At 56.6% G+C, this 24,533-nt stretch carries 17 protein-coding genes; 9 read left to right on the top strand and 8 right to left on the bottom strand.

Features of this window, described 5'->3' with window-relative positions:
• Nucleotides 1–170 precede the first annotated feature (170 nt).
• Entirely contained in the window at nt 171–899 is a 729-nt protein-coding gene (locus IEW06_RS10565) for a DUF8737 domain-containing protein (RefSeq protein WP_188548247.1), read from the top strand.
• Between the two features lie 220 nt (nt 900–1,119).
• On the opposite strand, the gene IEW06_RS10560 is transcribed toward IEW06_RS10565, so the two are convergent.
• A complete protein-coding gene (locus IEW06_RS10560) occupies nt 1,120–1,854 on the bottom strand; it encodes an SDR family oxidoreductase (RefSeq protein ID WP_187732500.1) in 735 nt (244 codons plus the stop codon).
• A gap of 354 nt (nt 1,855–2,208) precedes the next feature.
• Between IEW06_RS10560 and IEW06_RS10555 the strand changes: the two genes are divergently transcribed.
• Nucleotides 2,209–4,911, top strand: a complete 2,703-nt coding sequence (locus IEW06_RS10555; RefSeq protein WP_188548246.1) for a glycoside hydrolase family 3 C-terminal domain-containing protein — start codon at nt 2,209–2,211, stop codon at nt 4,909–4,911.
• A 194-nt stretch (nt 4,912–5,105) separates the two neighbouring features.
• Here IEW06_RS10555 and IEW06_RS10550 read toward each other — a convergent pair whose 3' ends face one another.
• Nucleotides 5,106–7,301: a penicillin acylase family protein gene (locus tag IEW06_RS10550; RefSeq protein ID WP_188548245.1), complete on the bottom strand. Its 2,196-nt coding sequence runs from the start codon at nt 7,299–7,301 to the stop codon at nt 5,106–5,108.
• A 341-nt stretch (nt 7,302–7,642) separates the two neighbouring features.
• On the opposite strand from IEW06_RS10550, the gene IEW06_RS10545 reads away from it, so the two are divergent.
• On the top strand, nt 7,643–8,890 hold the full coding sequence (locus IEW06_RS10545; RefSeq protein WP_188548244.1) for a cysteine desulfurase-like protein: 1,248 nt from the start codon (nt 7,643–7,645) through the stop codon (nt 8,888–8,890).
• A gap of 189 nt (nt 8,891–9,079) precedes the next feature.
• On the opposite strand, the gene IEW06_RS10540 is transcribed toward IEW06_RS10545, so the two are convergent.
• A complete protein-coding gene (locus IEW06_RS10540) occupies nt 9,080–9,826 on the bottom strand; it encodes a superoxide dismutase (RefSeq protein ID WP_187732498.1) in 747 nt (248 codons plus the stop codon).
• Between the two features lie 343 nt (nt 9,827–10,169).
• On the opposite strand from IEW06_RS10540, the gene IEW06_RS10535 reads away from it, so the two are divergent.
• On the top strand, nt 10,170–11,183 hold the full coding sequence (locus IEW06_RS10535; protein WP_188548243.1) for a methyltransferase: 1,014 nt from the start codon (nt 10,170–10,172) through the stop codon (nt 11,181–11,183).
• A gap of 172 nt (nt 11,184–11,355) precedes the next feature.
• Here IEW06_RS10535 and IEW06_RS10530 read toward each other — a convergent pair whose 3' ends face one another.
• From IEW06_RS10530 to IEW06_RS10510, 5 genes are all read right to left on the bottom strand, one after another.
• Entirely contained in the window at nt 11,356–13,575 is a 2,220-nt protein-coding gene (locus tag IEW06_RS10530; RefSeq protein WP_188548242.1) for a tetratricopeptide repeat protein, read from the bottom strand.
• Nucleotides 13,576–13,647: 72 nt separating this feature from the next.
• Complete coding sequence (locus IEW06_RS10525; RefSeq protein WP_187732496.1) at nt 13,648–13,833, bottom strand: hypothetical protein; 186 nt, start codon at nt 13,831–13,833, stop codon at nt 13,648–13,650.
• Between the two features lie 9 nt (nt 13,834–13,842).
• Nucleotides 13,843–14,256 (bottom strand): hypothetical protein, encoded by a 414-nt coding sequence (locus tag IEW06_RS10520; protein ID WP_188548241.1) that lies wholly within the window; start codon nt 14,254–14,256, stop codon nt 13,843–13,845.
• A gap of 393 nt (nt 14,257–14,649) precedes the next feature.
• Complete coding sequence (locus IEW06_RS10515; protein WP_187732494.1) at nt 14,650–15,399, bottom strand: SGNH/GDSL hydrolase family protein; 750 nt, start codon at nt 15,397–15,399, stop codon at nt 14,650–14,652.
• Nucleotides 15,400–15,567: 168 nt separating this feature from the next.
• A complete protein-coding gene (locus IEW06_RS10510; protein WP_188548240.1) occupies nt 15,568–16,107 on the bottom strand; it encodes a heme NO-binding domain-containing protein in 540 nt (179 codons plus the stop codon).
• A gap of 654 nt (nt 16,108–16,761) precedes the next feature.
• Between IEW06_RS10510 and IEW06_RS10505 the strand changes: the two genes are divergently transcribed.
• The 5 genes from IEW06_RS10505 (at nt 16,762) to IEW06_RS10485 (ending at nt 24,532) form a co-directional block, all read left to right on the top strand.
• Nucleotides 16,762–17,514, top strand: coding sequence for a polysaccharide deacetylase family protein (locus IEW06_RS10505; protein ID WP_187732491.1), 753 nt, complete (start codon nt 16,762–16,764; stop codon nt 17,512–17,514).
• 38 nt (nt 17,515–17,552) lie between these two features.
• On the top strand, nt 17,553–18,773 hold the full coding sequence (locus IEW06_RS10500; RefSeq protein ID WP_187732490.1) for an oligogalacturonate lyase family protein: 1,221 nt from the start codon (nt 17,553–17,555) through the stop codon (nt 18,771–18,773).
• 150 nt (nt 18,774–18,923) lie between these two features.
• Complete coding sequence (locus IEW06_RS10495; protein ID WP_229743130.1) at nt 18,924–20,015, top strand: glycoside hydrolase family 88/105 protein; 1,092 nt, start codon at nt 18,924–18,926, stop codon at nt 20,013–20,015.
• A 361-nt stretch (nt 20,016–20,376) separates the two neighbouring features.
• Nucleotides 20,377–23,244, top strand: a complete 2,868-nt coding sequence (locus IEW06_RS10490; protein WP_188548239.1) for a glycosyl hydrolase — start codon at nt 20,377–20,379, stop codon at nt 23,242–23,244.
• A gap of 205 nt (nt 23,245–23,449) precedes the next feature.
• A complete protein-coding gene (locus tag IEW06_RS10485) occupies nt 23,450–24,532 on the top strand; it encodes a glycoside hydrolase family protein (protein WP_187732489.1) in 1,083 nt (360 codons plus the stop codon).
• The last annotated feature ends 1 nt before the right edge of the window (nt 24,533 follow it).

The raw sequence follows: 24,533 nt of genomic DNA, 5'->3' as shown, positions 1-24,533 counted from the left end.
CCCGGAATCAGATTCTGATGAAGCCGGATGTAGACGCAATGAAATAGGATATTAGCTCAGTGAATTAGCGCGCATTCCTGGCAGGTAAGGATGCGAAAAGACGCGCTAGTACTTTTATTCAATTATGGCTATATTATTATCTAGTAAGCCACTACTAACACCTGCTTTTCATGCCTACTGTCAATCTGGACTACTTGAACGCACCAGCGCCCGCCTGGCTTAGCGTGCTGTTTGTGGCCTGTACTTCTTTTACCGCGTGGCTGATGGCGCAGGCGATTCAACGCGCTGGCAGCTCAGTCAACTATTACTGGCTGATCGTTGGCCTGTGGCTTACCGCGCAGGCCGGCTTGGCGCTGGGGGGCTTTTATCAAACCGATTTGGACGCGCTGCCGCCCCGCTTGGCGCTGGGCGCACTTTTTCCGGCCCTAGCCGTGATTCTGGCCATCGTTATTTCCCCGCAAGGCCGCCGCTGGATGGCCCGCCTGCCCCTTGCCGATCTGGCTGCCATCAGCGTAGTGCGGATAGGCGTGGAAATCGGCTTATACGGACTGGCAGCCGCTCATCTGGTGCCCGAGCTGATGACGTTTTCCGGCCGCAACTTCGATGTTCTCTCGGGCCTGACGGCTCCGGTGGTGGCAAGTTTGTGGCGCAATAAGCGGTTGGGTAGGGGAGGGCTAATTGCCTGGAATATAGCTGCCTTGGTATTGCTTGGCATCATTGTAACGCTGGCTTTGCTCTCGGCCCCCACTCCGCTTCAGCGGCTAGCTTTTGAGCAGCCAAATGTGGGAGTGCTGCGCTTTCCATTTGTGTGGCTGCCCGCGTTTATTGTGCCGGTGGTGCTGTTCAGCCATATAGCCAGCCTGTATCAATTGCTGCGGCAGCCCGCATTAGCTACTTAAGAAGCGGGTTGAACGATGTAGAGACGCAACACTTTGCGTCTCGTCGTTGAACGACCCATACTGCACTGTTAAAAACATCAGCAACGACGAGACGCAAAGTGTTGCGTCTCTACATCGTTCTGATTTCTACAGTGCAGGTTTTATAGCTTCGTAAGAACCAAAAAAGCCCCCCAGGTATCTGCTGGGGGGCTTTTTTATGATTTAGTTGTAAAGCCAAGGCTTACGTCAGCGCCTCGTCCATGGTGCGCATCTGAATCTCGATGATGCGCGAGTTCGACGACTGCGTGCAGGCCAGCAGCACAGCGCCGGCCACGTCCTCGGGCTCCAGCATCCCCGACTGGGCTACTTTGTCTTCGGTGCGGCCTTTGCCCAGGGCAAACTCCGTTTTGACGCCGCCGGGGCAGATAGCGCCTACTTTGATGCCGTCGGGCCGCAGCTCTTTATCCAGGGCCTGAGCAAAGCCAACCTGAGCAAACTTGGTGGCGCAGTACACCGCTTCGCCCGCAAAACCATACACGCCCGCCATCGACGAGAGCATGAGAATGGTGCCGGATTTCTGGCTTTGCATCACGGGCACGGCGTGGCGGGTGAAGAGGAAAGTCGTGCGCATGTTCGTGTCCATGAGCTCGTCGTATTCGTCGGCGCTCGTGTCAACTAGGTTTTTATAGTTGCCAGCGCCGGCGTTGTTGATCAGGATGTCGAGGCGGCCAAACGAGTCGGTGGCGGCTTGCACGGTGCGGCGGGCAGTTTCTTCGTCGCGGGCGTCGCCGGCTACAAACGTTACTTCCACGCCCAATTGGCGCAGTTCCGCGGCTAGTGATTCCAGCCGCTCGTCGCGCCGGGCGGTCAATACCAAATTGGCTCCTTCGGCGGCCAAAGCCCGCGCGCAGGCTTCGCCGATGCCGGCACTTGCACCCGTAATGAGAGCTACTTTTCCATTGAGTTTTCCTGCCATGATTTTGCTTTTCTAGAGTAGTATAAGGTTGGGGTGAGGTAAGATCTGCGTCTTGGGTTCGAAGCTAGATAAACGTAGAGAGGCGGGCAAAGGGCTGAGTTACGAAGGCACTTATATCGGTAAGAAATACTATCACAATCGTTTACATAGATTATTTCTTGCGCTACAGCGCAGATTTGGCTTAAAATCGCTGGTCGTGGGTGGTAAGCCGCCTACTTTAGATGCGGGTCTTTGTGATTGAAACCAGCCTGAACCGAACACTTACAGTCACGCGCCCTTGCCCATGTACTATGCGTCGTCAGCGACCCGGAGTAGCCACCGCTGACCATCGTTTCACCCAACCCCACCTTCAGGATGAAGAAACTCTTAATCGTTGTATCGCTGGTAGCCCTTGCTGGGTGCAATAAAGGAAGCCAGCAAACTGCTACTGTTCCAGCCTCCGCTACTGCTCAGGAAATGCCCCCCAGCAAGCCCGAAGACTTCCCGTTTCGCAATCCCGATCTGCCCGTTGATCAGCGGGTAGATGACCTGGTCGGTCGCCTGACGCTGGAGGAAAAAGTGAGTCAGATGCTGAACGCCTCGCCCGCCATCGACCGACTGGGCATTCCGGCTTACAACTGGTGGAACGAAGCCCTGCACGGCGTAGCCCGCACGAGCATGAAAACAACGGTGTTTCCGCAGGCCATCGGCTTGGCGGCCACGTTCAACACCGAGGCCATGCTCAAAATGGCCACCATCACCTCCGACGAAGCCCGTGCTGTGCACCACGAGTACGCCCGCCGTGGCGAGCGGGGCATCTATCAGGGTCTCACGTTCTGGACGCCTAACATTAACATCTTCCGCGACCCGCGCTGGGGGCGGGGGCAGGAAACCTACGGCGAAGATCCGTACCTGACCGGGCAGCTGGGTTCGGCTTTGGTAAAAGGCTTTCAGGGCGACGACCCGAAGTATCTGAAAGTAACGGCCTGCGCCAAGCACTTTGCCGTGCACAGCGGCCCCGAGCAATTGCGCCACGTATTCGATGCTAAAATCAGCGACTACGACTTGTGGGACACGTATTTGCCAGCTTTCCGCGACCTGATTGTAGATGCGAAAGTGGCCAGCGTGATGTGCGCTTATAACGCCTACGCCGGGCAGCCCTGCTGCGGCAGCGACAAGCTCATGAACGAGATTCTCTACGATAAGTGGAAGTTCACAGGCTACGTCACCTCCGACTGCGACGGCATCAACGACTTCTGGCAAAACCACAAAACCGACCCCGACGCGGCCACCGCTGCTGCCAACGCCGTGCTCCACGGCACAGACCTCGAATGCGCCACCGGCAAGCTCTTTACTTATAACTCTCTGCTCGAATCGGTGCAGCGCAAGCTCATCACCGAGCAGCAGTTGGACGTGTCGGTGAAGCGCCTGTATAAGATTCGCTTTCAGCTGGGCATGTTCGACCCCACGGAGCGCGTGAAGTACGCCCAGATTCCGATGAGCGTGGTGGAAAGTGCCCCCCACCAGGCCCATGCCCTGCAAATGGCGCACGAATCGTTGGTGCTCTTGAAAAACGACAAGAACACGCTGCCGCTTCGCAAAGACATCAAGAAGCTAGTTGTGCTCGGCCCCAACGCCGACAATGACGCCGTGCAGCTCGGCAACTATAACGGCTTCCCGACCGATAATGTAACCCCGCTCGAAGGCATTCGGGCTAAGGTGGGCAAAGGCACCGAAGTAACTTTCATCCAGGGAGTTGACTACGCCAGCAATATCGTGTATGAAACCTTCGACATCAATAAAAACCTGACCAGCAACGGCCAGCCCGGCTTTAAGGCTGAGTACTTCAAAGGCACCGAGCTGCAAGGTCAGCCTATAGTTACTACCCAGGAAGCCGGCCTCGACCGCTATCTGGCCAACGTAAAGATTGAAGTGGTGCCGGGCTTGCCGGCCGAGAACTTCTCGGCCCGCTACACCACTACGTTTACCCCGGAAAAGTCGGAAGAGCTGGCTTTCCAAATCACCGGCGACGACGGCTACCGCTTGTTCATCGACAATAAGCTGGTGCTCGACAACTGGAAAAGCCGCGGCGTATCAACCACCCAGCACAAACAGAAAGTAGTGGCGGGTCAAAAGATGGAAATCAGGCTCGAATACTTTCAGGCCGACCGCCGTACCATTCTCAAGTTTGCCGGTGCCCACATTGTACCCATGAACGCCAAGAACATTCTGGCTCAAGTGCGCAACGCCGACGCGATTATTTTCGTGGGGGGCATTTCTCCCCGTCTGGAAGGTGAGGAAATGAAGGTAGATGTGGAAGGCTTCAGCGGCGGCGACCGCACCAGTATTGCCCTGCCCAAAGTACAGACCGAACTGCTGAAGGTGCTGAAGTCATCAGGCAAGCCGGTGGTATTTGCTATGATGACCGGCAGCGCCCTGGGTGTGCCGTGGGAAGCCGCCAACATTCCCGCCATCATCAACACTTGGTACGGCGGCCAAGCCACCGGCACTGCCCTGGCCGATGTGCTGTTCGGCGACTACAACCCCGCCGGCCGCCTTCCCGTCACGTTCTACAAATCAGAAAAGCAGCTGCCCGCCTTCGATAACTACGACATGGAAGGCCGCACCTACCGTTACTTCCGCGACACGCCGCTGTATCCGTTCGGCCACGGCCTGAGCTACACCACCTTCAAGTACAGCGCCCTAAAAATGCCCCCCAGTGCCCCCACCGGCCAACCCGTAACGGTAAGCGTAGAAGTGCAAAACACCGGCAAGCGCGCCGGCGACGAGGTAGTACAGCTTTACGTAAAACACCCCAATGCCAAAGGACGCGTGGCACTGCACGCGCTCGAAGGCTTTCAGCGGATAAACCTCAAAGCCGGCGAGAAAAAGACGATTCAGTTCACGCTCACTCCCCGGCAGTTATCCTTGCTGAATGACAAAGCCGAGCGCATGGAACAGGCCGGCCAAGTGCAGGTTTTCGTGGGTGGCGGACAGCCGCTGAAATCGGCGCTGGCCGCGAAGCAAGTATTGCAAGCCAACGTGGCTTTGACGGGTGCCAATGTTATGATTGATTAACCAGCCGGAGTAAAACAGCGAGGCCGCGCCGTCTGATTATTGACGGCGCGGCCTCGCTGTTTTACAGGGTGTAGAGACACATACTTGTGTCTCGTCGTTGCGAATGTTGTTTCTACAGTAAAACTGCGTGGTGCTGGTCGTTCAATAAGAAGACACAAGTATGTGTCTCTACATCGTTCTTGCGTCTGCAATGCCTACTCGCCGGGGTGATAGGTCTTCTTGGCATTCTTGCGAACATCTTCGGGATAAAACAGCACGTCTTTGAACCGCTGCTCCGCGTACATCGTCGCTTGGTCGGTGAAGTGGGGCGAGTTGGGGTCGCTGTTTTCACCCCCCGCCAGCACCGAGCGCGCCTTGATGCGCGGCCCGAACTCTACCACAGCCACGAAGCTGTTGCCGACGTTGCCGTAGCGCTTTTTGGTGCCGGTTTGGGCCCGCGCGCCGAAAGCGGCCAAGGAGCCCCAGGCCGAGGAGGTGAAAGCCACTGGAATGCTCGGCTTGCTGTCATCGTACACTTCCTGAATTTGGCCGGTGAGGCGTTGGAAGCGGTTTACTTCGCCCCAGGGCATTTTCCAGGTGCCGAAGTCGCGGGTCAGCTCGTCGAGGGTTTCGGCCAGGGCGACTACCTTCTCCTGGGGCGTCGTTTTTTCAATGACTAAGGCGGTGAAGGTCAGGTTGTCGAGGCGCTGGTCGGGGAGGGCGCGGGTGCGGGCTAGCTTCTGGATGCGCTCGGCCCAATAGATAGCCAGCGTTTGCCCGACGGAGGTCTTGCCGTATTTCTTGTCCCAGGTACGCAGCACCTCTATGGCTTCCGGCACCGCCTTCGAGGCAGTGCTGGCCTTGCCGGCCGGGGTTTGATAAGCGGCTACCAGGGCCGGAATTAACTCCTCGAACCCTGCCAGATATGGGTCATTGGCGGCGGCAATGAGCGTGTCGAGCGTGTATAGTTTCCGGCGGCTGAGCACGCGCACGGCATTGATGCCGCGGTAGTTTTCCGCGTCGGGAGCCATGTAGGCGGCATACTTATCCTTGGCCGGGCTGCTGGGGCCGGATACGGTAAACGGGGTGGAGTTGCAGTTTTGAATCCAGCCACTGGCAGGGTTGAGCACCTGCACTAGCTCGTTTACCTTGTGTAAGCCTTTCCACTCAGTTTGCGGATTGCTGCCATCAACGGGGCGGCTCCAGTCGAACTGGGGGTCGCGGATGGGCATGAAGTTGCCGTGCCAGTAGGCGATATTGCCCTTGCTATCGGCGAAAACGGTGTTGTTGGTGGCGTTGCCGTTGAGCTTCATCACCTCGTTGAAGCTGGCGTAGTCAGTGGCTTTGGTGCGCAGGTACGACTGCTCCAGCGCTTCCAGCGGCGTATCCATCATGCGCACCGTCACCCATTGGTTGTCGGCCTGCTGACCCACGACCGGGCCGTGGTGGGTGCGGTAAGTAGTGAACTCCTTGCGCAGCACCTGGTTGCCCTGCTTATAAGCCAGCGACACCTTTTTGACCTGCACCGGGCGCCGCTTCTTGCCAACCTTGTAATACAGCTTGCCATTTTTCTCCTCAATGGTTTCCAGGTACTCATCCATGGAGTCGGCCTGGCTGGAGGTGTGCATCCAGCCGCAGTTCTGATTAAATCCCTGATATACAAAAAACTGCCCCCACGTAACGGCACCGTAGGCATTCAGGCCGGCTTCGCTTACCATCTGCACTTCGGGCCGGAAGTAGAAGGACGTGTGCGGATTAATTAGCAGCAGGGCGTGGCCGCTGGCACTTTTGGCCGGAGCAATAGCAAATCCATTGGAGCCGACGGGTTCACGGTCTTGCTTCTCAAAATCAGGGTGCTGCCAGGAAGTTGATTTTTTCTGGCTATAAAAGGCTTTCAAACGCTCCAGCGGCACCACGCTGATATTGCCACCAATGCTGCCCTCGCTGAACATAAGCGGCATCCAGGGCTGGTAGCGCGTGAGCAGCTTAGGCTTGACGGTGGGGTGAGTGTAGAGGTAATAGTTGGTGCCGTCGGCGAAGGCATTCAGCAGCTCCTTCATCCATGGGGGGCTTTTTTTATAGATATTGATGGCCTGGGTGCTGTCCAAAAAGAGGTTAGCGCGCAAATCACTATACAAAGCCGTTTCGCCCTCTACTTCTGCTAAGCGCCCGATGTTGGTGAGGTAGTTTTCCTCCACGCGGGCGAAGTCGTCCTCGCACTGGGCGTAGAGCAGGCCGAACACGGCATCCGCGTCAGTTTTGCCATAGATGTGCGGCACGCCCCACTGGTCGCGGATGATATTTACTTGCTTGGCTTGCCGCTGCCAGCGCGCAATTTCTTCGGGTTTGAATGCCTGCGCTTGAGCCGCTAAGCAGGAGAAAAGAAGGAACAGAGTAAATAGAGGGCGCATCGGAACAGGAAGTGGACGGGTGGAGTGGTCGGTAAATGTACAGGAGCGACAGGACTACGCTACGGTTTTGCGGTAATTGCCATGACCTTTAGCGCAGCGTATGTGACTGTTGTTTCTAAAAGTAGCACGGAACATTAGAAAGCCCCCCAGGCCGTCATGCAGAGCGCAGCGACGCATCTCGCGTGCTGATGTCTGATTAGTAATCTCACCACCGCGAGCGAGATGCGTCGCTGCCGCTCTGCATGACGACCTGGGGGCTTTTTTGCGTAGGCTAGCGCATGTTCCCGCCGCTTTATACCTTACGAGCAATCTGCAGCCTCCCCTCATTCCACCCTCTTCGCATGTCGCTTACAACTCTGCCAGTCGATTCCATTCGCGCCCATTTTCCGGCCCTTCGCCCCAGCTCTCAGCACAAGCCTTATATCTTTTTCGATGGCCCCGGCGGCACCCAGATGGCCCAGCAGGCCCTGGACGCGATGGTAAACTACATCAGCGGCGGCATGGCCAACCTGCACGGCATGTTCGGGACCAGCCAAGCCACCGATGAGCTGCTGGAAGAAGGCCGGCGCGGCATGGCCGACTTTCTCAACTGCCAGCCCCAGGAAGTGGCCTTCGGGCAAAACATGACCTCGCTGGCCTTCGCCATTGCCCGCAGTCTGGGGGGCTTTATTCAGCCCGGCGACGAAATACTCGTCACCGAAATCGACCACCGCGCCAACGTCGATCCGTGGGTGACCCTGGCCAAAGACCGGGGCGCGGTGGTGAAGTTCATCCCCGTAAACCCCGAAACCTTCACCCTCGAACTAAACCAGCTCGACAAGCTGCTAACGACCCGCACCAAGCTCGTGGCCGTGAGTATGTCGTCGAACGTGACGGGCACCGTGACGCCGGTAGAGGACATAATTCGGCGGGCCAAGGCGGTAAATGCCCTCGTCGTGCTGGATGCCGTGCACGCCGCGCCGCACCTGCCGATTGACTTTCAGGCGCTGGGGGCCGATATTCTGTTTTGCTCGGCTTACAAATTCTTCGGGCCGCACCTGGGCATTGCGGTCGTGTCGGCGGCGTTGTTTGAGCAACTGCCCGTCTACAAATTGGCCCCCGCGCCCGCCCACATTCCCGATAAGCTGGAAACCGGCACCCAAAACCACGAAGCCATTGCCGGCCTGCTGGGCGCGCTGGATTTTATTCAAACTCTGGGCACGGGCGCCACGCGCAAACAGCGCCTGCGCACGGCCATGGAAGCCATTGAGAAACAGGAAGTAGAGCAGGCGCTCATGCTGGAAGAATTTCTGCAAAATTTGCCCCCCGTACGCTTGTACCGCGCCCCGACCGACACCCGCAAAACGCCCACCCTGGCCTTTACGCTCGACGGCGTGAACTCCCGGGATGCCGCGGCATGGTTTGCCGATAACTACAATATGTGCATAGCGCACGGCCATTTTTACGCTTCCACCATGGCCGATAAGCTGCAAGTAAACGAGCTGGGCGGCTGGCTCCGCATCGGCCTGGCGCCTTACAACACGCCGGAGGAAATTGAGCTGTTTAAAACGGCTCTGCTGGCGTTTATCGACATTCACTACAAGCCGTAGCAAAGAACGAAAAGCAGATGACTGAGTCTTAGAGTAATAAATAAGGCGGTCATGCAGAGCAGCGCGAAGCATCTCGCGTGCTGACGCTGGATTTCTAACCTCACTACCGCGAGCGAGATGCTTCGCGCTGCTCTGCATGACCGCCTCGTGTTTGTAAATCCAAGGAGGTCTTACGCTGTGTTCTAGGGTCTAGCTCTTGCGGGCAGCGTCGTAGCGCTGCCCTACTGCCGACCAGTTCACTGCATTCCAGAAGGCCTTCACGTAATCGGGGCGCTTGTTCTGGTACTTCAGGTAGTAGGCGTGCTCCCACACATCGAGGCCCAGGATGGGCGTGCCGCGCTGAATACCCGGTAAATCCATCAAGGGGTTGTCCTGGTTGGGCGTGGAGGAGATGAACAGCTTGCCAGCCTTATCTACGCTCAGCCACGCCCAGCCTGAGCCGAAGCGCCCCGTGGCCGCTTTGGCAAATTCCTCCTGAAACTTCTCGTAGGAGCCGAAAGTCTTGGTTAGGTCAGTAGCCAGATTGCCCGTGGGCTGCCCGCCACCTTTAGCGGCGAGTATCTGCCAGAACATAGAGTGATTCCAGTGGCCGCCGGCATTGTTGCGCACGGCGTCGGGCTGCTTACTGGCGGAGGCCAGCAGCTCGGCCAACGACTGCTTTTCCTGGGGTTTGCCCACCACGGCTTCGTTGAGCTTCGACACGTAGGTTTTGTGGTGGGCATCATGGTGAATCTCCATGGTGCGCGCGTCGATGTGGGGCTCCAGGGCATTGAAGGCGTAAGGCAGCGCGGGCAGCGTGAAAGGGCCATCGGCCATGGGCGTGGCGCGGGCTTCGGCCAGAAACTTTTCGTCGCGGGCGCGGGCCAGCAGGGCGGGGCTTACCAGGCCGCTAATGGCCAGCAGCAGACCGCGCTGCAAAAAATCACGTTTGTTCATAGTAGTGGTAGATAAAGTGAGGGTTTACTGATCTGGTGGAGGTGATTCAAACGTTGGTTTTCCTATAAATAATGAAGCTTGTACGAGAACGTACGGGCAAAAATTGCGACTAAAGCTTTATAAATAAGAATAGAATAAATAGAATAAATAGAATAAATAGAATAAATAGAATAAATAGAATAAATAGAATAAATAGAATAAATAGAATAAATAGAATAAATAGAATAAATAGAATAAATAGAATATATTAGAGTAGCGTTCTGGGGGGGCAAATTCGAGCTATAGCCTTCCAGTAAACTATAAACTGCGCTTAACTATCTGATATGCTTTAAGTAAACTATCTATGTCGCAAGAGCTACCTCCTTCCCTTCAGCTCATGCAGGTTATGTTTGGGTTTGCGCCCTCCCGCGCTATAGGGGTTGCCGCCGAGCTGGGTATTGCCGATCTGCTGCAGGACGGCCCCAAGAGCGCCGGCGAGCTGTCCCGCCTTACCAGCACGCACGAGCGCTCCCTGTATCGGGTGCTGCGGGCCTGTGCCAGCGTGGGCGTATTCTCCGAAGACGAAGACAAGCGTTTTCGCCTGACGCCGCCGGCCGAGTCGCTGCTGAGCGACGTGCCCGGCAGCCTGCGGTCCTTCGTAACCCTGATGACCAACGACTTTCAGTACCAAACCTGGGCCGAGCTGCTCTACAGCGTGCAAACCGGCGAGCCGGCCTTCGACAAGGTATTTGGTACCTCGTCCTTCGATTATTTCTGGAAGAATGAGAAGGCCGGCAAGGTGTTCAACGATGCCATGTCCAGCAACAGCGCCTTTAGCAGCGCCGCCGTGCTGGAAGCCTACGATTTTTCGGCCTTTTCTACCATCGTGGATGTAGGCGGCGGACATGGTTTGCTGCTGGCTTCTATTCTGAAAAAATACCCCCGGCTGCGGGGCATTCTCTACGACATGCCGGCCATCGTGGAAGCTGCCGCCGACCTGATACAATCGCAGGGCGTAGCCGACCGCTGCGAGCGGGTGGGGGGCAGTTTTTTCGATTCAGTGCCGGCAGGGGCCGATGCGTACATCATGAAGCACATCATCCACGACTGGAACGATGAGCAGAGCCTGACCATTCTGAATAACTGCCGCGAGGCGATGAACCCGGAAGGCAAGGTGCTGGTGGTGGAAATGGTGCTGCCCGAAGGCAACGAGCCTTCCTTCGGCAAGTTTCTGGACCTGCAGATGCTGCTGTACCTGCGCGGCTGCGAGCGGACCGAAGCGGAGTACCGTCAGCTGTTCGGGAAGGCCGGCCTAGAGCTGACCCGCATCCTGCCGACCAGGTCGCCGTTCAGCATTATCGAAGGCATACGCAAGTAAAAAAGCCCCCCAGCGCCATGTAGAGACGCGTATTGGCTGTGCCGACCTTCGGTTCGCGTCTAGTCGGTGAACGATGGGCATCGCGCCGTTCGCATAATTCGCCTAAACAACGACCGCGACGATGAGACGTGAACCGAAGGTCGGCACAGCCAATACGCGTCTCTACAGGAGTTTATACACCGGCCTTGGTCATTTCCGGTGTGGCGGTGCGGGCGGCGCGTTGTGGGGCGACGGCTAGTGGGAGGCAAATCGTAAACTCCGTGTACTCGCCCTCCTTTGTTTCTACGCTCAGCGTGCCGCGGTGGCCTTTGGTGATGATATCATAGCTCAGCGACAGGCCTAAGCCCGTGCCTTCGCCCGTGGGTTTGGTCGTAAAGAAGGGCTCGAAAATGCGTTGGCGCACCTCGGCCGGAATGCCGTTGCCATTGTCGCGAATCACAATCCGAACGTCCTTTTCGGTTTCCTGGGTGCGGATGGTTATTTCCGGCTGATACGCTTCGCCCAACTGTCGGCGCTTTTCGGCTACGGCGTAAAACGCGTTGGTGAGCAGGTTTATCAGCACCCGGCTCAAATCCTGGGGCACCACTTGCAGGCTGGGAAGCTGGGGGGCAAATTCGGTGGTGAGCGTGGCTTTAAAGTCCTTGTTGGCAGCCTGATAGCTGTAGTGCGCCAAGCGCAGACACTCCTCTGCCAGCACGTTCAGATCGGTGGACTGGGGTTGGCCGCTGCTGGCCCTGGAGTGCTCCAGCATGCTTTTCACGATGCGGTCGGCGCGGCGGCCGTGCTGATGAATGCTCAGCTGGTTATGCGACAGATCGTGCAGCAGTTCCTCAATCGTGGCCCGCCCCCTTTCCGACAGCTTTTCTTTCGCCAGCTCCTCCTGCAATTCGGTCGTCAGCTCCACGCCCAGGTCGGAGAAGTTGGTAATGAAGTTCAGCGGGTTCTGGATTTCGTGGGCCACGCCCGCCGTCAGCTGCCCCAGCGAGGCCAGCTTCTCGTGCTGCACCAGCTGGGCCTGGGTGGCGCGCAACTCCGTTAGGGCCTGGTCGAGGTCGTCGCGGTGGGCGGCGATGGCCAGGTTCTTTTCCTTGAGCTGGCGGTTGGCGCGCTGCTTTAAAAAGACGTTGCGCAGCAATAGCCCGGCCAGCAGCAACAGCCCCGCAATGCCAGCCAGCAGGCCCACGAACTTCTGCCGTTGGCGCTCAGCTTTCTGCTTCTGGAGCTGGCGGTCTTTGCTGAGCAGGTCAATCTGCGCCTTTTTGCGGTCCAGCTCGTAGCCATAGCGCAAGGCGCTGGTGCGGCGCTGAATGTCTTCCCCGGAGAGCGAATCGTCATAGGCTATCTGCAGATTGCGGTAGCGGTAAGCCTGCTCAAAATCCCGACGCTGACCGTAGGCGTCGGCCAGCAACTCGCTGGCCATGAAAATATTGACGTTGCTGCCCGATTTCTGGCTAAGCTCCAGGGCATGATGGGCCAGGGCCAGCACGCTATCGGTCTGGTTGGCGAGCAGATAGGCCCGGGCCAGCATCAGCTCCACCGAGGGCAGGTTGTACGTATCCTGAGTGGCGCGCACCAGCTGGCGAGCCCGTAGGCCGTGGGCCAGCGCCTGGGTTGTGTTTCCCTGCCGGCCATATACTTCCGCAAGGTTGATTTCATCCGAAATTTCGCCCCCCACGTTGCCCAGCTTTTTGCTGAGGCTAAGGGAACGCTGGTGATAAGCAATAGCCTGCGGCCAGTTTTTGAGCGTTTGATAGGTAGTGCCCAATCCATTCAGGGCCATTAATACCGTCTGCTCGTCATTGAGGCGCCGGGCGTTCTTTAGCGCAGCCCGAAGCGTCGAGAGCGCCTCCGTGTAGTCGCCCAGCTGGCTGTAGATATTGCCCATATTGATTTGCAGCCGCGTGCGGGTAAGCAGGTCGCCGCTTTTCTCCGTCAGGGGCAAGCCTTTCAGGGCAGAAGACAAGGCGCCCGGATAATTGCCTTGTAATAAGTCAATCCAGCTCATTTGCAGCCAGGTTCTGCCCAGTCCTTCCGGGTCGTTGGGCCTGGCAAACAAGCTCTGGGCCTGCTGGGCGTAGCGGCGGGCCAGGTCGTAATTGGTCTGGCGGCGGTAGAGGATGCTCAGGGCCAACAGCGCCTCAGCCTGGCCGTCGGTATTGGCCAGCTTGCGGGCCAGCGTGAGCGCCTGCCGATTCAGCTGCATGGCCTGGGGCATATCTGCTATACGCACCGCGTGCGCCAGGGCCAGCAGGCGCTGCACGCGGACGGTATCGGCGCGGGGCTGCTGGCGCAACAGCTGGCGCAGGCTGTCGGCGGCAGCCGGCGTTTGGCCCAGAGCCGGCTGCGGGAGCAGAATAACGCTCAAAAGAAGCAGGACTACTACATGCTTCATGCTGGCGGGCACAAAGGGTAAATACGTTGATGCGCGTGCTGGCTGGTAGGCGGTTAGCAAACAGCCGCCGCGCTATTCCTCGTCGATAGTGCTGGACTCCTGGCTTTGCTTTGCCTGGGGTGGGTTGTGCAATACGCCGCCCTCCAGCGTGGAGAGGTCGACGGGCTCATCCGGATTGCTGCCAATGGGGGTGGGGGCATCAGGGTTCGACTCATCGGGAGCCGAGTCGCCTTTGCCGGTTGTGCGAGATTTTGACATGCTGTTTTTTTAATAAGGCGGATTGTGAATAACGCCGCCTGTTCTTTCGGTAAGCTCTTCTGCTTTGCTAAACTTGAATTCGGCGAACCGAAGCGTGGCTTCCACTATTTTGCCTTCCCGCAGGGCCGTAACGTTGACGTCGTAGGGCTTTTTGAATTGGTACTTGGGGGGCATGGCCTCATAAATGAGATCCACAAAGCCTGCATGGGGCACGTCGGTGTAAGTGGCCGTGCCGGCAATCATCGAATCGCCGGTGTTTATAACGTACAGTATCTCACCATTTTCCAGCTGAAAAGCGGCAGTAAAGGGATTCGGGTCTTCGAGCCGCTTGGAGGTCTCGCTGAATGCATCAACGTAAAGCTGCCACTCGTCGGATGGCACTGGAAACTCTATGCTGTCTGTATTTCCTTCGGTGAGCGCCATAGGTAAGATAGCTGAGGTGATAATAACTATTAATGTATACTAATATTAGAAATAATACAAAAGAATATTGTGTTGTTTATATGCAAATTGAATTGTGCTATCGGGCTTCCGTTCATTGTCCTGAGCCGCCACACACGTCCAAGCTCCCCTCCTTAACAAGGAGGGGATGGTTTCGCGCAGCGCAAACGGGGGTGGTTGAGGTCGTTGTTTAGGTGTTTGGTTGTTTGATTATTGGATAGTCTGGGGGGCTTTTTCACATAAAAACGTCTCACATAAGACCGTCATGCAGAGCGGAGCGAAGCATCTCGCTCGTGCCGTTTGATTACTAATCTCTCGTCAGCACGCCAGATGCTTCGCTCCGCTCTGCATGACGGTCTAGTTTATGAAATCGTATTACTTGCCTGCCTTGATAACCGCCACGATGGACTTGGCGAAGATGGGTGCTACTACCTGCTGGCCGGCGTCGTTGAGATGCACGAGGTCGTGGTAGTAGGTTTTGTCTTTCTCGGTGCCGCCTGGGCCGATGCGCGGGTCCTGGGCTACGTCGGCTAGCTCATGGAACAGCGTGTTGCCGCTGGCTTTTACGGCGCGCAGGGCCACGTTTACGGCCAGACGGTCGCGCTCCTGGGTGGCGGGGTAGTCGTCTTCGGAGCGGGGCAACAAGGTGCCCATCACGATTTTCCACTCGGGGTGCGCGGCGCGCGCCTTGCGGCACACTTCAAGCAGCGACTCTTCGGCTTGCTTGGCCGTGGCTCCGTAGTAAATATGATTGGTGCCTTCCCAAAGCACCAGCACGTTCACGTCCTTGGTTGGGTCGAAGGCCGCGTTAATCTTCGGCAGCTGGTCTATCACCTGCGGGGTAACGTAGTTGGCTACCGCAAAATTTTCGGAGGTGCCGGCGCCTAAAGCAGCTCCGCCTTGGCTCTTGACCTCGGCCATGATCTTGGTATCAATCACGAAGCCCAGGTAGCCGGAGAGCAGGCTGTTGCCGGCATACGTGATTTTGTAGGTGATAGGAGCCGCCGGGGCAGGGGGAGGAGCTGGCGCAGGCGTAGGTTCCGGGTCGGAGCTGTTGGAGCTACAGCCAAACACGCTAATAGAGAGGGCAATAAGTAAGCTGCGGGTGGTGATTTTTATAGACATGAAGTTGGTTCTTGGATCAGGAATAACCAGAGTACAAGCTTTAGCGGAAAAGTGCACTCAGGCCGGCAAGGACCCTAGAACGTTGGTGGAGGGCAAAAAGATATTACTGCCGGGCTTTAAATGTCCAATAGACCCATCTTTTTGCCCCCCGCTTCCCTCAAAATGCCCTCAGGTCCGGCGCACATGGATGCGCACCCGCTCGCCGTCGTGGCTGGTGGTGGGCATCACATCGATGCGGTCGGCCTCATCGAAGTAAGTAGCCAGGCCGCGCACGATGCCCACAGCTAGCCCACTCATGCGGCGCGGCGACACGTAGTCGATGATCAGTTCGTTTTCGCCCAAACGCTTTACATTAAGCACTGGGGGGCTATTTTCGGGGTGCTCACGCCGTACTTGTTTGTGCATGGTAAGCTCGGTATGCTCTATCATGTCGAGGGTTTTCCACTCGGGCTGCACGTATTTCTGATACATAAACATCAGATCAGGCACCAGGTACTCACCAAACTTCTCGTGCAATTCGCCCGCCGATAGGCCGGTCATCTCGGCAGCCTGACCTACCAAGGCATAAATGTTCTCGTCAGGGTATACTGTTTTGTGGTCGAATTCAACGTTTTCGAGGCCCGAAAGCTCCATGAGCTTGAGCCATGTGCTGTGGTCGTACTGAGTTTGAACGTAACGCTTAAGCAGCATAAGAACGGTGCCATGCATAATCTGGGCTGAGGGTACAGGTAAAAATGAGTGATAGAACTGGCCGTGTCCTTGCCTTCACCGGGAGTTGTTATTCTACTAAATATTCAACGTGCGGCTTGTCTGCTGATGTGCCCAATCTATTGTTCAGCTTACCAGGCAGCGGCTTTGCTAAGGTACAAGCTCTAGGCTAAGGAATACTTTCAACTCCTATTGCTTGCGCTATTGCCTAGTCGAGCATAGCGGCTAGAAGTGCTTTAGCGCCCTGACTCGTGAATATAATTGTCTAATCATCCGTATTCACCCACATTTCCCCCGCTGTCATCCTGAGGCACGAAGAATCTTTTCACCGATGAACGACTAGCATAACAACGATCCGTGCCTGAGTGAGAAGGTCCTTCGTGCCTCAGGATGACAGCGGGAGAATGACAATATAAAGGATAACTGTGCTAATAAAGCGCAAAGCCATATCGTAACATCGTGCTAGCTACAGTAACCATTGGTACACTTCGAACGCAGAAGCTACAGACCCAAAGGCTATAGTATCGGGCATTTCACAGCGAATGAATTTCACTGCACCCCAGAGTACAGGAGGGTTGGGGCAAGGGAAGAGTGTTTCTTGTACACATGCTTCACGCCATTCGTGTACATACCGCAGAGCTTCACTTACTTAGAATGCTGCTTCTGGTAGCGCTCGGCCTGCGTGTTGGCAGCAGCCACGCCCAGCAGCTGCGCCGGTCCGTGCCCGACAGGCTGGTAGTGCTCACCTTCGACGATGCGGCCGTAACGCACGCCACCTACGTAGCGCCTCTGCTCAGGAAATACGGCTTCGGCGCCACTTTCTACGTCTGCGAGTTTCGCCCCGATTTCGCCGACAAAACCAAGTACATGAGCTGGTCTCAGATTGGAGACTTGCACCGGCAGGGTTTCGAAATCGGGAGCCACACGCTCACACATAAGCACGTGAACAAGATGAGCGCGCCGGAACTGGTGGCCGAGCTGGATTCTATTGAAAGCCGCTGCCGCAACAATGGTATTGCTAAGCCAACCACATTTGCTTATCCCGCTTACGATACGCACCCGATAGCCTTCACCGTGCTGCCCCAGCAGGGCTACCAGTTTGCCCGCGTAGGCGGCGACAAGCCCTACGACCCCGCCACCGATAACCCCCTGCTCATCCCCAGCTTCACCACTACCGGCACCGACAAGCAGCGCGTGCTGACAGCCATTCAGCAGGCCGTGGGGGGCAAAATTGTGGTGCTCACCGTGCACGGCGTCCCCGATTATGCCCACGACTGGGTAACCACGCCGCCCGCGCTATTTGAGGAATACCTGCGCTATCTGCACGACAATCACTACAAAGTCATTGCCCTGCGCGACCTCAAAAAGTACGTGCGCGTGCCAGGCGCTAGCACGCCCAAATCCTGACTTCGGAATTCTCTCCCAAATCTCCCACTCTCCCGACTATGAAATCAACCAGACTTTACCTCCTGCTCAGCGCCGGCCTGCTGCTGGCCACTGGTACGCAGGCCCAAACCAAGCAGGAAACCGGCGGTAAACCCATGCCCGCCGACTGGATAGACCAGGACACGGGCCACAAAGTGATGCGCCTGACGCCCACCGACGGTGGCAACGGCAGCTTCTATTTTCACAACAACCCCTTCCTGAAAGGCAAGGCAGGTGAAGGCGACAAAATGGTGTATTACCACACCGATGAGCGCGGCAAGCAGCTACGGTTGGTAAACCTGAAAACGCGGCAGGTGGAACCGCTGACCCGCTATTTTACCAAAGTGAGCGGCGAAATAGTAGCTCCTAAAGGTCGAGATGTGTTCTACCAAGCCCAGGATACGGTGTACGCCACCAACGTGGACACCAAAAAGACCCGCCGCATCTACGTGTTCCCCAAGGATTTTCCGGGCAATATCACCAGCCTGAACGCCAACGAAACCACGATTGCCGGCGCGCTCGGCGGCAAAGAAGCCCGCGAAATCCTGCGCAAATACCCCGCAAAGAGCGACTTCTTCAACCGCATCTACGATGCCAAGGTGGAGCACATTCTGTTCACCATCGACGCCAAAACCGGCAAGCGGACGGATATCTACAAGGAGAATACTTGGCTGGGTCATGTGCAGTTTTCGCCCACCGACCCCGATTTGCTCATGTATTGCCACGAAGGTCCCTGGCACAAGGTGGACCGCATCTGGCATATCAACATCAAAACCAAGCAGAACAAGCTGGTGCACAAGCGCACTGTGGAGGGCGAAATTGCCGGCCACGAGTTTTTCAGCCCCGATGGCAAAACGGTGTGGTTTGACTTGCAGAAGCCCCGCAGCGTGACCTTCTATCTGGCCGGTGCCGAGGTGAAAACCGGCAAGGAAAAGCTCTACCAGATGGACCGCAACGAGTGGTCGATTCACTTCAACATCTCGCCCGATCAGAAGCTATTCGCCGGTGACGGCGGCGACGCGGGCCAGGTAGCCAAAGCGCCCGACGGCATGTGGATTTATCTGTTCCGCCCGGAGGGCGACAAATTCAAATCGGAGCGGCTCGTGAACATGAAGCACCACGGCTACAAGCTCGAGCCGAACGTCCATTTCTCACCCGATGGCAAGTGGATAATTTTCCGCGCCAACTTTGAGGGCCAGGAGCAGGTGTACGCGGTAGAAATTGCCAAAGCGGCGTCGTAGCAAAACGTGCCCGAACGACAACAAAAATCACTAACACTTATGACACCACATACCATGACAATGACGCAGCGCTGGGGGGCTTTTTATTGTAAATTATTGGTGGCGGCTTGCCTGCTGACCAGTCTGGCAACTTCGGCTGAGGCCCAGAAAATGCCCAAGCAGAAGGACGTGCTCAAAACCCTGCGCAAGACCAACGCTTACTTCATGAAGAAGTGGCCGGATACGGGCAAGGAAATCGTGACCAACAAAACCCGTCCCAGCCACATCTGGACGCGGGCCGTGTACTACGAAGGCCTTATGGCACTCTATGGCATCGATAAGCAGAAGCAGTACTACGACTACGCCGTGGACTGGGGCGAAAAGCACCAATGGGGCCTGAATAACGGCATCACCACGCGGAACGCCGACAACCAGGCCGCCGGCCAGACCTACATTGCGCTCTACGAAATAGACCCCAAGCCCGAGCGCATCCGCGACATTAAAGCCAGCATCGACCTGATGGTGAACAGCCCGAAGGTAGACGACTGGTGGTGGATTGACGCCCTGCAAATGGCCATGCCCGTGTACGCCAAGCTCGGCGTGATGACCAAGGATACGGCCTACTACGAGAAGATGTACCGCCTCTACAACTACTCCAAAACGGTGCACGGCACCAACGGCCTCTACAACCCCCAAGACCAGCTTTGGTGGCGCGACAAGGACTTTGTGCCACCATACAAAGAGCCAAACGGCGAGGATTGCTACTGGAGCCGCGGCAACGGCTGGGTGGTAGCCGCCATGGTCCGGACGCTCGAAATTCTGCCCCAAGATGCCCCCCACCGTGCCGAGTACGAGCAAATGTACATGAACATGATGAAGGCCCTACCCGCCCTCCAGCGCCCCGACGGCTACTGGAACGTCAGCCTCCACGACCCCACAAACTTCGGCGGCAAAGAGCTAACCGGCACGTCCCTTTTCATCTACGGCATGGCCTGGGGCATCAATAACGGTCTGCTCGACGCCAAGCAATACCAGCCCATCATCGCCAAAGCATGGAACGCCATGGCCAAGGAGTGCGTGCACCCCAATGGCTTCCTGGGCTACGTGCAAGGCACCGGCAAAGAGCCCAAAGACGGCCAGCCCGTGAGCTACACCAGCAAACCCGACTTCGAGGACTACGGCCTCGGCTGCTTCCTGCTGGCCGGCAGCGAGATCTACAAAATGAATGATATTAAATCAAAGTCAGTAAGCGCCGGAAACTAGAACTAGCTCCCCTCCTCAGTTGAGGAGGGGACGCTTTGGCAAAGCCAAAGCTGGGGTGATTGACCTCGTTGCTGATGTTGTTTCGGCAGTATTGCCCCCCAAGGCCGTCATGCAGAGCGGAGCGAAGCATCTCGCGTGCTGATGGCAGATTAGTAATTCTACATCAGCACGCGAGATGCTTCGCTCCACTCTGCATGACCGCCTTTTTTAAGCAACAAAACACCGCTCCGGTCAACCACCTCCAACCCCTCCTCAGCTGAGGAGGGGAGCTAGTTCTAGTTTTCGTCTTAGATTCTTTAGGCTTCGTTGCTTTCTTCTTAGCACCAGCTTCCAGCTACGCTTTCTTGCTCTTCTTTTCCCCATGAAAAAGTCCCTGTTTCTTTCCTTACTGGTTGCCGCGGCGCTTCATCAAAATACTGCATCGGCCCAGGCCTTGAAATGGCCTGAAATCACCCAGCAAAACAAACCATGGACGCGCTGGTGGTGGCAGGGCAGCGCCGTGAACGAGCAGGACTTAACACGCTTGCTTACCCAGTACCAGCAAGCCGGCTTAGGCGGCACCGAAATTACGCCTATTTATGGGGTGAAAGGCACGGAAAACCAGTTTGTTAATTTCCTGTCGCCCAAGTGGATGGATATGCTCACGCACACGCTTACCGAGTCGAAGCGCTTAGGGCTGGGTGTGGATATGGCGCAGGCGTCGGGGTGGCCGTTTGGTGGCCCGTGGGTGACGCTTGAGGATGCTTGTAAGTACGTGGCTTACCAGACCTATACTGTGAAAGGCGGGGAGCAATTGAAGGAGGCTGTCAACTACATGCAGAAGCCTATGATACGCACGGTGGGCCAACCCATCGACATCAAGCAGCTGGTAGAGCCGGTCGCCCAAAACAAGGATTTGCAGCTCCATGCGTTCGACCAGGTTCGGTTCGAGAAGCCGCTACCGCTACAGGCGCTGATGGCTTATTCGGATAAGGGCCAAACGGTGGATTTGACCAGTAAAGTAGATGCCAGCGGCAAGCTGAACTGGACTGCGCCCGCCGGCAACTGGACCTTGTTTGGCGTGTTTCAGGGCTGGCACGGCAAGCAGGTAGAGCGGGCCGGCCCCGGTGGCGAAGGCGACGTAATTGACCACTTTTCCCAAACCGCAACCCAGCACTATTTGCAGCGCTTCGACGATGCCTTCAAAGGCAAAGACGTGTCGGGTATTCGCGCTTTTTTCAACGATTCCTACGAGGTAGACGACGCCCAGGGCGAGAGCAACTGGACGCCCCAGATGTTTGCCGAATTTCAGAAGCGCCGTGGCTACGATTTGCGCCAGCATTTGCCTGCTTTGTTCGGTAAAGCCAGCGAAGATCAGAACCAGCGCGTACTAACTGATTACCGTGAAACCTTGTCGGAGCTGCTGCTGGAAAACTACACCAAAACCTGGAGCGACTGGGCCAAAACGCACAAAGCCCTGATTCGTAATCAGGCCCACGGCTCGCCGGCCAACATCCTCGATTTGTACGCCGTCACGGATATTCCCGAGATTGAAGGGGAGGACTTGCTGCGAATCAAATTTGCTTCTTCGGCCGCGCACGTAACAGGCAAGAAGCTTACATCTTCGGAGACGGCGACGTGGGAAAATGACCACTTCTTGTCCAAGCTCAGCGACATCAAAAAAGCGATGGACCGCATGCTGCTGGGGGGCGTAAATCACACGTTTTACCACGGCACTAACTACTCACCCCAGGCTGCGGCCTGGCCGGGCTGGCTGTTTTACGCGGCGGTTCACTTCAACCCCAATAACACGTTCTGGACGGATTTTGCCCAGCTAAACCGCTACGTGGCGCACGCGCAGTCATTTATGCAGGCCGGTCAGCCCAGCAACGACGTGCTGGTGTACTTGCCCATATATGACTCTTACGGCAAGCCCGGCAAGGTAATGCTTCAGCACTTCGACGGCATTGACCACGGCTTTAAAGGCATACCCGTAGGAGCTACCGGCGAAGCATTGCTGGCCAAAGGCTACGGCTTCGATTTTATTTCCGATCTGCAAATTCAGCAGGTAAAAAACACAGGCAAAACCTTGCAAACCGGCGGTGGCTCGGCCTACCAAACCATTCTGGTTCCGGCCGCTCAGGTGATGCCCCTGGCCACGATGGAGCAGCTCATGAAGCTGGCCCAAAACGGTGCTACCATCGTGTTTCAGGAGCAACTACCCACCGACGTACCCGGTTTAGGCAAACTTGATACTCGCCGTGCTGCTTTCAAAAAGCTGGTTGGCACGCTCAAGTTTACCACTAGCGGCGGTGTACAAAAGGCTACCGTGGGCAAAGGCTCGGTGCTGGTTGGTAAAGATGTGGATCAGGCGCTGACTGCTGCCGGCGTGCAGCGCGAAACGATGGTGGATAAGGGCTTAGAGTTCGTGCGTCGTCGCCATGATAAAGGGCACTACTACTTCGTGGCTAACTGGGGCGAAAAACCAGTGGAAGCCTGGGTGCCGCTGCGCGTGGGGGGCAAATCGGTGGCCCTGTACAACCCCATGACCGAAAAGCTGGGCCTAGCCGCCTCGCGCACGTCGTCGGCCGGTACGGAGGTGTATGTACAATTGGCCCCCGGCGAGTCGTGCATCCTGGAAACCAACGATGCTGCCCTGACTGGCCCTGCTTATGCTTATCTGAAAGCTACCGGCGCTTCGCAGCCTGTGCAGGGCACTTGGGACGTGAGCTTTGTGTCGGGTGGACCAGAGTTACCGGCCAAAGCACAGGTGAAAGACTTAAGCTCGTGGACCAGCTGGAACGGTGAGGCGGTCAAAAACTTCTCCGGCACTGCCACTTACGCCATTTCATTTGCCAAACCCCAGGGTACGGGCGAAGGATTTATGCTCGATCTGGGCCGCGTGGCGGAAAGCGCCCGCGTACAGCTCAATGGGCAGGAGCTAGGCACGTTGGTTGGTCCGACGTATCAGGTATTTGTGCCCAAGGAGAAAATGCAAGCCACAAACAAGCTGGTAGTTACCGTCAGCAATAGCATGGCGAACCGCATCATCCACATGGACCGCAACAAGGTGCCTTATAAGAATGCTTACAACATCAATATGTCGAGCAAGCTCAAGGAAAACCGTGGTGCAGATGGCCTATTCACAGCTGAGAAATGGACCCCGAAAGAGTCTGGCTTGCTAGGCCCCGTGACCCTGACGCCCACGACCACGAATGGCCAGCAGGGGAAAGCATCGCCAGGTTTGTAAGGTGGTAGAAACGCAATAGTTGGAGTCTCCTCTTTGAACAATAATCATCTGTCATCCTGAGCTTGCGAAGGACCTTCTCACCGTTGAACAACCTGTGCCTCTTCGATAAGGTCCTTCGCAAGCTCAGGATGACAGGCGTATAAGCGACTAAACAACATCAGCAACGAGGAGACGAAAAATATTGCGTCTCTACAGTGTTACCAATATGCTTACTCGTCGCACCTTTCTTGCTACCCTGACACTGGCTCCTATAGCACGGGCGCTGGGGGGCTTTTCTGCGGGCCGGCTGATTGATTATCCCAAGGGTAGCCTCTCCAAATTCAGCAAACACCTGAAGCCCGTGGGCCGCGCCCTGGAGCTGCCCGATTACTTTGTGTGGTGCACCAGCCCAATCGAAGACCCCGATGGGAAAGTGCACGTGTTTTTCTCGCGGTGGCCTGCTAAAAAGGGCATGGGTGGCTGGATTAACAGCTCTGAAATAGCCCACGCCGTCGGTGACTCGCCCGAAGGCCCGTTTACCTTCGTGGACGTAGTGCTGGCCCCGCGCGGGCCTGGCTTCTGGGACGCTACTACCTGTCACAATCCCAGCATTCAGTTTGTCGATGACAAGTACTGCCTGTTTTTCATGGGCAACAGCAACGGCAAAACCAACACCAAGCGCATTGGCCTCGCCACGGCTGACTCATTAAATGGTCCTTGGCAACGACCAGATGCACCCTTGCTGGAGCCCGGCGCCGAAGGCGCCTGGGACGACCATTGCACCACCAATCCAGCTTTCATTAAGCACCCGAATGGGCAGTATTGGTTGTACTACAAATCGTGGAATACCCAGGACTACCTCACGGCCAAAGACCCCACCATTCGCGGCAACCGCAAGTACGGCTTGGCCGTGGCCGATAAGCTGGAAGGCCCTTATGTGAAGTACACGGGCAACCCCGTTATTGATTTCTCCAACCAGGGCCACAACAAGCAGTTTGAAGACGCTTTCGTGTGGCGGCAGGGGGGCAAATTTCGGCTCCTGGCCCGCGACATGGGCGTGTACAACCACGAAGTCGGCCTTTACCTCGAATCGGAGGATGGCAAGCGCTGGGACTTCCCTAAGATTGCCTATTTACCGCTGCGTGAGTACGGTGTGGTGGAGCCGCCCGCTCCGTCTAACCTGAAACGCTACGGCCGCTTGGAGCGCCCGCAATTGCTGCTGCGCGACGGTAAGCCCGCCTACTTATTTGGTGCTTCCCAGGGCGGTAAATCCATGACCGCTTCTGCCTTTATCTTTAAAATAATCTAGA

Source organism: Hymenobacter qilianensis, assembly GCF_014638675.1.
GTDB classification, from domain to species: Bacteria; Bacteroidota; Bacteroidia; order Cytophagales; family Hymenobacteraceae; genus Hymenobacter; species Hymenobacter qilianensis.
Note: the sequence above shows the minus strand (reverse complement) of the source record. Positions and strands in the feature narration are given on the sequence as shown.